Source organism: Solidesulfovibrio sp., assembly GCF_029978005.1.
In the GTDB taxonomy this organism is placed as follows: Bacteria; Desulfobacterota; Desulfovibrionia; order Desulfovibrionales; family Desulfovibrionaceae; genus Solidesulfovibrio.
Genome location: NZ_JARKOZ010000030.1, coordinates 1 through 9,510, shown reverse-complemented (window position 1 = coordinate 9,510; position 9,510 = coordinate 1). Strand labels below are relative to the sequence as shown.

At 68.2% G+C, this 9,510-nt stretch carries 9 protein-coding genes; 1 reads left to right on the top strand and 8 read right to left on the bottom strand.

Features of this window, described 5'->3' with window-relative positions; genetic code table 11:
- On the top strand, window positions 1-496 hold a 496-nt coding region (locus Q1K70_RS02960), incomplete at its 5' end, for a PLP-dependent transferase (RefSeq protein ID WP_300155533.1).
- 276 nt (window positions 497-772) lie between these two features.
- Here the strand turns inward: Q1K70_RS02960 and Q1K70_RS02955 are convergent.
- The 8 genes from Q1K70_RS02955 to smpB all read right to left on the bottom strand — a co-directional run bounded on the left by Q1K70_RS02955 (window position 773) and on the right by smpB (window position 9,384).
- Entirely contained in the window at window positions 773-1,045 is a 273-nt protein-coding gene (locus Q1K70_RS02955; protein ID WP_300155530.1) for a hypothetical protein, read from the bottom strand.
- Window positions 1,046-1,200: 155 nt separating this feature from the next.
- Window positions 1,201-1,995 (bottom strand): flagellar motor protein MotB, encoded by a 795-nt coding sequence (locus tag Q1K70_RS02950; protein WP_300155527.1) that lies wholly within the window; start codon window positions 1,993-1,995, stop codon window positions 1,201-1,203.
- Entirely contained in the window at window positions 1,982-2,836 is an 855-nt protein-coding gene (gene motA / locus Q1K70_RS02945) for a flagellar motor stator protein MotA (protein WP_300155524.1), read from the bottom strand. The genes Q1K70_RS02950 and motA overlap by 14 nt, the downstream gene beginning before the upstream one ends.
- A 311-nt stretch (window positions 2,837-3,147) precedes the next feature.
- On the bottom strand, window positions 3,148-5,661 hold the full coding sequence (secA, locus tag Q1K70_RS02940; protein ID WP_300155522.1) for a preprotein translocase subunit SecA: 2,514 nt from the start codon (window positions 5,659-5,661) through the stop codon (window positions 3,148-3,150).
- Window positions 5,662-5,756: 95 nt separating this feature from the next.
- Window positions 5,757-6,944, bottom strand: coding sequence for a (Fe-S)-binding protein (locus Q1K70_RS02935; RefSeq protein WP_300155519.1), 1,188 nt, complete (start codon window positions 6,942-6,944; stop codon window positions 5,757-5,759).
- 1 nt (window position 6,945) lies between these two features.
- Window positions 6,946-8,334, bottom strand: a complete 1,389-nt coding sequence (locus Q1K70_RS02930; RefSeq protein WP_300155517.1) for an FAD-linked oxidase C-terminal domain-containing protein — start codon at window positions 8,332-8,334, stop codon at window positions 6,946-6,948.
- Between the two features lie 5 nt (window positions 8,335-8,339).
- Window positions 8,340-8,858 carry a hypothetical protein gene (locus tag Q1K70_RS02925; RefSeq protein WP_300155514.1) on the bottom strand — a complete coding sequence of 173 codons (519 nt, stop codon included), beginning with the start codon at window positions 8,856-8,858 and terminating at the stop codon, window positions 8,340-8,342.
- 61 nt (window positions 8,859-8,919) lie between these two features.
- A complete protein-coding gene (gene smpB, locus Q1K70_RS02920) occupies window positions 8,920-9,384 on the bottom strand; it encodes an SsrA-binding protein SmpB (protein WP_300155512.1) in 465 nt (154 codons plus the stop codon).
- Window positions 9,385-9,510: the final 126 nt, after the last annotated feature.

The following is a 9,510-nucleotide window of genomic DNA, read 5'->3' as shown; positions in this document are numbered from 1 at the left end:
GATCCGCACCGGGCTCATGCGCGACATCGGGGCCACGCCCGCGCCGCTCAACAGCTTCCTGGTCATCCAGGGCATGGAGACGCTGCCGCTTCGGGCCAAGGCCCACTGCGCCAACGCCCAGAAGGTGGCGGAATTTTTGGAAGCGCACCCCAAGGTGGCCTGGGTCAATTACGCCGGCCTGCCGAGCCACAAGGACCATGCCCGGGCACGGCGGTTCTTCCCGCTGGGCCCGGGCGCGGTCTTCGGCTTCGGGCTCACGGGGGGCATCGAGGCCGGCCGGACCTTCATCAAGTCGGTGGAGCTGTGCTCGCACCTGGCCAACATCCTGGACGCCAAGACGCTGGTCATCCACCCGGCCTCCACGACCCACTCCCAGCTCACGCCCGAGGAGCTGGCGCAGGCCGGCGTGCCGCCGGACATGGTGCGCATCTCGGTCGGCATCGAGGACGTGGAGGACATCCTCGCGGACCTGCGGCAGGCGCTGGAGAAGGTGTAGGGCCGGCGCAAGGCACAAGCGAGGGGAACGGCCGCAGGGCCGTTTCCCCGCTTCTCATGAAATCAAGGCGCTTCCTCCACCAGCCGGCGCAGGAGCAGGCGCTGCATGTCGCGTCGGGAGTCGGCCACGACATGGACGTACACGGCGGCCTCGCCGATCTGGATCAGGCGGCAAGGCCCGCAAGATTCCCGGATGCCGCAGGCAGGCAGTTCGCCTCCCCCAAAAAGAAGGCCACCCTGAAAACAAGGTGGCCTTGGCGACGAAGGATGGTGGGGTCTATTTGGCAAACAGCCTGATGAGGGCGGCGATGAGCGCGGCCTGCCCGATCAGCATGGCCGCCACCCACTTGAGGATGTCCGTCTTGGCGTCGGCGTTGAGTTTGGACATTTCCGCCAACAGACGCAACTCCGTTTCGCGCAGGTCGTGCCTGGTGGCAAGTTCGCGCCTGGCCGCGTCGTCCTGCTTTTCCAAAATGCCGATGAGCACCCCGGCGGCTTCCTCGCCCAGGGCCTTTTCCAGCTTTTTGGTGTCGTCGAAGAGAAGCGTCATGGGATTCCCATGGGGGCAGATGGGGCGAAAGTCAAGTCGTGCGGCGCATACCCACGGCGAGGCGACGTCATGTCGTTCGAGCCGCGCGCGACCAAGTGCGTTTCCGGCATCGGGCGCAGGCCGGACAAAGGGAAATCGGCGCGGCCGCAGGCCCTCTACGGCCCGTCCTGGGAGCGTTCCGTGGGGCGCATGTCGGGGCTGGTGTAGAAGAACTCGATGCGGCGGTTTCGGGCCTTGTTCTCGGCCGAGGTCGGGGGGACCAACGGCTGGCTGTCGGCCAGGCCCACGGCGCGAAGGCGCGTGGTGGCGATGCCGGCCTTCTCGGCCAGGTAGCGGGTGGCCGCCGCCGCCCGGGCGGCCGAAAGCTCCCACTTGGACGGGTACGGCCCGCCCTTCTCCTCGTCGTCGGCATGGCCGCGCACGGTCAGGTTGATCTTGAAGTCGCGCAGGATCTTGGCCACGCCGTCGAGCATCGTCACGGCCGTGGGCGTCAGCTCGGCCGAGCCGGGCTTGAACATCACCGAGTTGTTGACCTGCATCATGACGCCCGAGGAGTCGTTGCTCACGCCCGAATTGCTCTTGACCGACAAGTCCGAGGTGATGAGCTCCTTGACCAGAAGCGCGATCTCGTACTTGAGCTTGTTCTCCTGGGAGAGCTTGAACTCGGGGTTGCCCTTGACGGCGTCCGGGCTGATGAAGGTGGGCACCTTTTCGAGGTTTTGCACCTTCTCCTTGCTCGGTACGTTCTTGTCCTGGAAGACCAGGGACAGCTCCTGCTTCTTCTGGGGCTTGAGCGACACCACCAGCCACAGGAGCAGGAAGAAGGCCATGAGCGCCGTGACGAAGTCGGCGTAGGCCACCTTCCAGGAACCGCCGTGATGCCCGCCGTGCCCCTCGTCGGACTCGCGGTAGACGACGATCGTCTTGCCGTGGTCGTTATTTTTTGCCACGCAGCGCCCCTTCCATGTCCTCCATGGTCGGCCGCACGTCGTCGGGGATGGCCCGGCGGCCCATCTCCACGGACAGCATCGGGGAAAAGCCGGAGTTGAACGCGCCGAGGACTTCCTTGACCACGTGCAGCATGTGCTGCTGTGCCTTGGCCTGGTATTCCAGGTTGGTGGCCATGGGGCCGATGAAGCCGTAGCACAGGAGGATGCCGAGGAACGTGCCGACCAGCGCCGCGCCGATGCTGTGGCCGAGCACCTCGGGCGGCTCGTTGATCTTGCCCATGGTGAGCACGATGCCGAGCACCGCCGCCACGATGCCAAGTCCCGGCAGCGAATCCGCCACCTTGGTCACGGCCGTGGGCGCGATCATGGCGTGGTGGTGCATGGTGGCGATGTCCGTGCGCATGAGGTCGTCGTAACGGTGGGCGTCGATGCCCTCGGAGAGCAGGCACTTGATGTTGTCGCAGATGAAGTAGGCCAGCTGCTTGTTCTTGGCGATGTTGGGGTAGCGGTTGATGGTGGAGGACTGCTCGGGCTTGGCCACGTGGGGCTCCAGCGCCACGATGCCGTCGCGGCGGGCGATGTTGAGCAGCTCGAAGAGCAGCGTCAGCAGGTCCTGGTAGTCGGCGGCCGAGGATTCCTTGCCCGTGAACACGTGCATGGCGTGCTTGAAGGTGCCGATGACCACGGACTTGGGCGCGGAGATGAAAAACGACCCCAGGGCCGCGCCGCCGATGATGAGCAGCTCGATGGGCTGGATGAGTACGCCCAGGTGGCCGCCTTCCAGCAAAAAGCCGCCGATGACGCAGCCGAGGACCACCACGATGCCGATGATGACGAACATGACCCACCGTGCGGGCGCTCGTGCTGGCCGCCCCGTATGACCGGCAAGGGGGAGGCAAGCCCCCTTCCGGACGATGTCAGGAGTGCGCGCGCCGCGCGTTTCCGGTCATCTGTAAAAAAAACGGGACCGCCGGGCAAGGGAAACGGCCGGCTTTCCGGTTGCGTCCGGGCTGGCCTCCCGCCGCCGCACATTTCCCGACGCCTTCAAGCGTCCGCTGCCGCGCGGCCGTTTGAGCCCCCTTCCCGGGGAGGTCCGGGAGGGGCCCCGGCCCCTCCCGGCCGCCGGAGGCGTCCCTCCCTTTTTTTCTCGCGCTATTTCGCGCCGCAGCACTTCTTGTATTTCTTGCCGCTGCCGCAGGGGCAGGGATCGTTGCGCCCCACCTTGGGCTCGACGCGGCGCTTGGGCTCCTTTTTGGAGTCCTCCTCGGCCGAACCGCCGGAATACTGCATGTGGGCCGTGTCGTCCTTGTGCTGGAACTCCTGCTCGCGGACCTCGCTTCGGACCTGCACCCGGGACAGGGACCGGATGGCGGCGTCGCGCATGCTGTAGATGAGCTGCTGGAAGAGTTCGAAGCCCTCGCGCTTGTACTCCTGCTTGGGGTCCTTCTGGCCGTAGCCGCGAAGGCCGATGCCGTCGCGCAGGTGGTCCATGGAGAGCAGGTGCTCCTTCCAGTGGCGGTCCAGGCTGTCGAGGAGGAAGTAGCGGGCGATCTCCCTGTAGTGGTCGCCGGCCACCTCGGACAGGGTGCGCTGACGACCGAGCACGGCGTCGAGCACGGCCTGCTTCTCCTCGGCGCTGCCGGTTTCCAGGGCCATCTTGAGGTCGAAGAGGTCCTCGAGCTGGGCGGCGGCCATCTCCAGGCTCTCGGGGTCGGGCGTGCCCTTGGCCGCTTCCAGGGGGGCGAAGATCTCGCCGACGATGTCCTCCACGTATTCCGTGACGAAGGTCTCGGGCTCGGTGGTCCCCATGAGTTCCCGGCGGCGCGAGTAGATGACCTCGCGCTGCTGGTTCATGACGTTGTCGTACTCGAGCAGCTGCTTGCGGATCTCGAAGTTGTGGGCCTCGACCCGCTTCTGGGCGTTTTCGATGGCCCGCGAGACCATGCGGTTCTCGATGGGTTCGCCGTCCTCCATGCCGAGCTTGTCCATGAGGCCCTTGAGGCGGTCCGAACCGAAAAGGCGCATGAGGTCGTCGTCGAGCGCCAGGTAGAAGCGCGAGGAGCCCGGGTCGCCCTGGCGGCCGGAACGGCCGCGCAACTGGTTGTCGATGCGCCGGGACTCGTGGCGCTCGGTGCCGAGAATGTGCAGGCCGCCGAGGTCGACGACGCCCTCGCCGAGCACGATGTCCGTGCCGCGGCCGGCCATGTTGGTGGCGATGGTCACCCGGCTCTTCTGGCCGGCCAGGGCCACGATCTCGGCTTCCTTCTCGTGGTGCTTGGCGTTGAGCACGTCGTGGGGCACGCCGGATTTTTTCAGCATGCCCGAGAGCAGCTCGGACTTCTCGATGGACACGGTGCCGACGAGCACGGGCTGGCCGCGCTTGTGGAGCTCCTTGACGTCGGCCGCGATGGCCTCGAACTTCTCCCGCTGGGTCTTGTAGACCAGGTCCGGGAAGTCCTTGCGGATCATGGGCCGGTGCGTCGGGATGGAGAGGACTTCCAGGTCGTAGATCTCGCGGAATTCCACGGCCTCGGTGTCGGCGGTGCCGGTCATGCCGCCGAGTTTCTTGTACATGCGGAAGTAGTTCTGGAAGGTGATGGTGGCCAGCGTCTGGTTCTCGGCCTCCACCTGCACGTGCTCCTTGGCCTCCAGCGCCTGGTGCAGCCCGTCGGAGTAGCGCCGGCCGGGCATGAGGCGGCCGGTGAACTCGTCCACGATGAGCACCTGGTCGTCCTTGACCACGTAGTCCACGTCGCGCTGGAAGATGTGATGGGCTTTGAGGGCCTGGAGCACGTGGTGCTGGAAGGTGATGTTGGCGGCGTCGTAGAGGTTGTCGATTTTGAGCACCTGCTCCATGCGGGCCACGCCCTCTTCCGTGAGCAGCACCGTGCGGGCCTTCTCGTCCACGGTGAAGTCCGTCTCCTTGCGCAGCATGGGGATGAAGGCGTCGATGCGGGCGTAGAGCGTGGAGGAGTCCTCAGCCTGGCCGGAGATGATCAGCGGCGTTCTCGCCTCGTCAATGAGGATGGAGTCCACCTCGTCCACGATGGCGAAGTTGAGCTCGCGCTGGACCAGCTGCTCCTTGTAGAACTTCATGTTGTCGCGCAGGTAGTCGAAGCCGAACTCGTTGTTGGTGCCGTAGGTGATGTCCGCGCCGTAGGCGGCCTGGCGCTCGGCGTCGTCGAGGCCGTGGACGATGACGCCCACGGACAGGCCCAGGAAGTTGTAGAGCTTGCCCATCCAGGCCGCGTCGCGCTTGGCCAGGTAGTCGTTGACCGTGACGAGGTGCACGCCCTTGCCGGACAGGGCGTTTAAGACGATGGGCAGGGTGGCGACCAGGGTCTTGCCTTCGCCGGTCTTCATCTCGGCGATCTTGCCGCGGTGCAGCGTGAGGCCGCCGATGAGCTGCACGTCGAAATGGCGCATGCCGAGCGAGCGCACCGAGGCCTCGCGCACCAGGGCGAAGGTCTCGGGCAGGACGTCGTCGAGGCTGCGCCCACCGGCGACCTCCTCCCGCAATTCCGCCACGCGGGCGCGCATGGCCTCGTCGGACAGCGCCTGCACCTGCGGTTCGAACGCGTTGATGGCCGCGACGATGGGGCGCAGGCTCTTGAGGTACCGTTCGTTTCGCGACCCGATGATCTTTCGGGCGATGGCCTTGAGCATGAATGGACTCCTTATGTGGTGGAGGGCGGCGTCGGTCGGAAAGGCCCCGGATCGTCCGGGGCGCGGCGCCCTCCCTGGTGGCGGGGGATCGGGGGTCAGCCCAACAGTTCCAGCCAGTGGCCCACCCGGACGGCGTCCGGGGCGGCGGCGCGCAACTGGGTGACGCAGCCGGCGCAGCCGGTGACGATCTGCTCCCCGGGGCGCGGGGCGTAGACGGCCAGGGCGTGGCTGGCCACGGCCTCGGACAGTTCCGGCGAGGTGAGCTTGGTCAGGCCGCCGAAGCCGCAGCAGGGCGTCTCGTTTTCGTTGAAGGTCAAACGGTCGCCCATGGCCCGGCGCAGAAAGTCCAGGTCCTGGTTGCCGCCGGCCCCGTGGCAGGGGCGGTGGTAGCGCACGGCCGGGGGCGCGGCCTCGCCGGCGCGAAAGGTCGTTGCACCCATGAGCTCGGCCAGGGAGACGAGATTTTCGCGCCAAAGGGGCAGCTCGTCCATGGTCAGCCCCAGGTCCTTGCGGGCGTAGGCCCGCAGGCCGCAGCGGCAGGTGGCGCAGAAGACGGCCATGAGCGGCCGACCCGCCGCGCGCCAGGCCTCGATGTTGTGCTGCTGCATGGCGGCCTGGGCGGCCGGGGCGCCGGCATGGCCCAGGGTGCAGCCGCAGCAGGTGAAGCCCGGGTCGGGCAGGACCTCGACGCCAAGGCCGGCCAGCACCCGCCGGGCCGCTTCCTTCCAGCGGGGATTGGCGTGCTCGGCCACGCAGCCGGCGAAGATCACGGCTTTCTTGCCTTCGTGCCGCCGGTCCCAGGTCTCGGGGACGAGCCAGGGCTCGGGGGCGCGGCCGGAGCCCATGGCCTCGATGGCGGCCTTGGCGCGGCTGACGGCCTCGATGGGGATGTTGCCGGGCAGCATTTTCGTCAGCGACCGGGCCAGCGGCCACATGAGCCCGGCCCGCTCCACCCAGAGCTTCCAGAGAAAGCCGGCGAAGCCCGGATGGGAGGCGCGCAGCTCGGCCACGAGGTCGGGCCCGCAAAGGCCCAGCGGACAGGCGCTCTCGCACTTGCCGCAGGACAGGCAGACCGTGGCCAGAAGCTCGGCGGCCTTTCTGGACAGGTCCGCCCGGCCCTCGGCCACGGCCCGGGCCAGGAAGAATTTGGCGCGCGGGGAGAGTTCCTCGCGGCCGGTGGCGGCGAAAAGCGGACACACGGACAGGCAGCGGCCGCACAGGATGCATTCCGGGCGGCGGCCCTGGCCGTGGAGGCAGTGGGCGGGGTCAAGGGGCTTGGACACGTCAGTAGGCCTTTTGCGGGTTCATGATGCCGGCCGGGTCGAAGACGGCCTTGACGCGGCGCATCAGCTCGCGCTCCCCGGTCGAGAGCTGGCGGTCGAGGAAGGGCAGCTTGGCCAGGCCCACGCCGTGCTCGCCGGAGAGCGTGCCGCGAAGGCGCAGGCACAGCTCCAGGATGCGCTCCCGGGCGTTCTCGGCCCGGCCGCGCTCGTCAGGGTCGGCGGCGTCGTGCATGATGTTGACGTGGAGGTTGCCGTCGCCGACGTGGCCGAAAAGCAGGATGCGCACGCGCGCCTCGTCGCCTATGGCCGCGATCCCGGCGGCGGCCTCGCGCAGCGCCCCGCGCGGCACGGTCACGTCGTCGCTGATCTTGTCCGGCGCGGCCTTGAACGAGGCCGGGTTGAGCAGCCGGCGCAGCTCCCACAAGGCCTCCTCGGCCTCGGGCGCGGCGGCCTCCTCGCGCCAGACCGGCCCGGCCCGGTCGGCGGCCGCGGCCAGCAGCCGCAGATCGGCGGCCACGGCCTCGGACGAGCCGTCCACGCGCAAAAAAAGGGCCGCGCCGGCGTCCCGGGGCCAGGGGACGCCGGCGATGGCGGCCACGGCGTCCATGGCCTCCTTGCCCAGAAGCTCCACGGCCACGGGCAGGACGCCGGCCTTGAACACGTCCCCGGCGGCGGTCAGGGCCGCGTCCACGGACGGGTAGGCCAGGGCCAGGGTGGCGGTGGCGGCGGGCTTGGGCAAAAGCTTGAGGATGAGCTTGGTGAAAAGTCCGAGCGTGCCCTCGGAGCCGACGAGAAGGCGCGTGAGGTCGAGGCCGACCACGTTTTTATGGGTGCGCCCGCCGGCGTGGATCACCGTGCCGCCGGGCAGCACGGCCTCGATGCCGAGGACGTGGTCGCGCGTGACGCCGTACTTGACGGCCCGCATGCCGCCGGCGCAGGTGGCGGCGTTGCCGCCCACGGAGGAGAATTTCACGCTGGCCGGGTCCGGGGCGTAGAAGAGCCCCTGCCCCGCCAGCACGGCCTGGAGGTCGCCGGTGGCCAGGCCGGGCTCGACCACGGCCACGAAGTCGTCGCCGTCGATCTCGAGGATGCGGTTCATGCGGGCCGAGGACACCACGATCCCCCCGGCCACGGGCACGCAGTCGCCCACGGTGTTGGTGCCCCGGCCGCGCGGCAGGACGGGGATGCGCTCGGCCTGGGCGAAGGCGAGCAGCTCCCGGACCTGGTCCAGGGTCTCGGGGCGCACCACGGCCCAGGGCGCGGCGAAGCGCCGCGAGGCGTCCGTGCCGAAGACGAAGGTCTCCTCGGGGGTAAAAACGGCCGCGTCGCCAGGGAAAAGGCCCTCCAGGAATCGGCGGGCCGCGGGGGACAGCAGGTTTCGCACCGGCATGGCGTCTAGTCCGCCTCGGCGGTCCAGGTCATGGAATCGACCTGTCCCTTGGCGTCGAAGGTGAAGGCGAGCTCGTTGTAGCCGCTCATGTCGGAATAGCGCCAGATCTCGTCCTCGGCGTCCTCGGGCCGGCCGAGGACGGCGGCCAGGCGCTCGCGCGGGATGCCGAGGCACACCTTGCGGGCGAAACAGGTGGGGCCGGCGGTGACGCGTATCTGGTGGAAAAACTGCCGCGCCCCGCCGTCCATGCTGTAAAGCGACACGGTGAGCCCGTCGTAAGCCAGGGTGACGATCTCGTAGGGGGCGTCGTCGTGGGGGCTGTTGAAGGGCACGGCCTGGCGGTCGCGGGGCGCGCCGAAGGCCCGGACCACGTCGGCCTCGGAAGGGCCGAAGAGCCCGGCCGTCTCGTCGAGAAAGGCGTCCACGCGCTCGTCGGCCTCGGTGGGTCCGGCCTTCGCCGCCCCGGCCAGCAACAACAGGCCGAGGAGCAGGACAAGGGACGTTCCAATTCGCTTTGCTGCCATCAAACGACTCCTCGCGGCGCCCGGATCGGGCCGCCCGGCGTCAAAGCCCGCCGGACGGCCGTCAATGGCCGGCCAGTTCCCGGGCCGCGTCGCGGGCGAGGTCCCGGTTTTTCAGGTCGTCGCGCCGGTCGAAGACCTTCTTGCCGCGCGCCAGGGCGATCTCCACCTTGGCGCGGCCGTTCTTGAAATACACCCGCACCGGCACCACCGTCAGCCCCTTCTGCTCCACCTTGGCGCGAAGGGCCCGGATCTCGGCCGCGTGGAGCAGGAGCTTGCGCGGCCGCTCGGGCTCGTGCCCGGCGTAGCCGGCGTTCTCGTAGGGCGCGATGTGCACGCCCGTCAAAAACGCCTCGTCGCCGGAGATCTTCACGTAGCCGTCCTTGAAGCTGATGCGCCCGGCCCGAAGCGACTTGACCTCCGAGCCGACCAGCACCATGCCGGCTTCGTACTTCTCCAGAAATTCGTAAAGATGCCGGGCTTTTTTATTCTGGGCAATGAGCTTTTCGCCCGATTCCTTCGCTGCCATGACGCCCCTTCGACTTCAAGGATTGGAGCAATACGTTTTTTCGGCGCGCCGCGCCAGTGAAAAGAGAACGGCTCGCCGGACGCAGGCCGTTTAATGGGACGAAGGTTCCTCGCGGTCAAGCAGCGA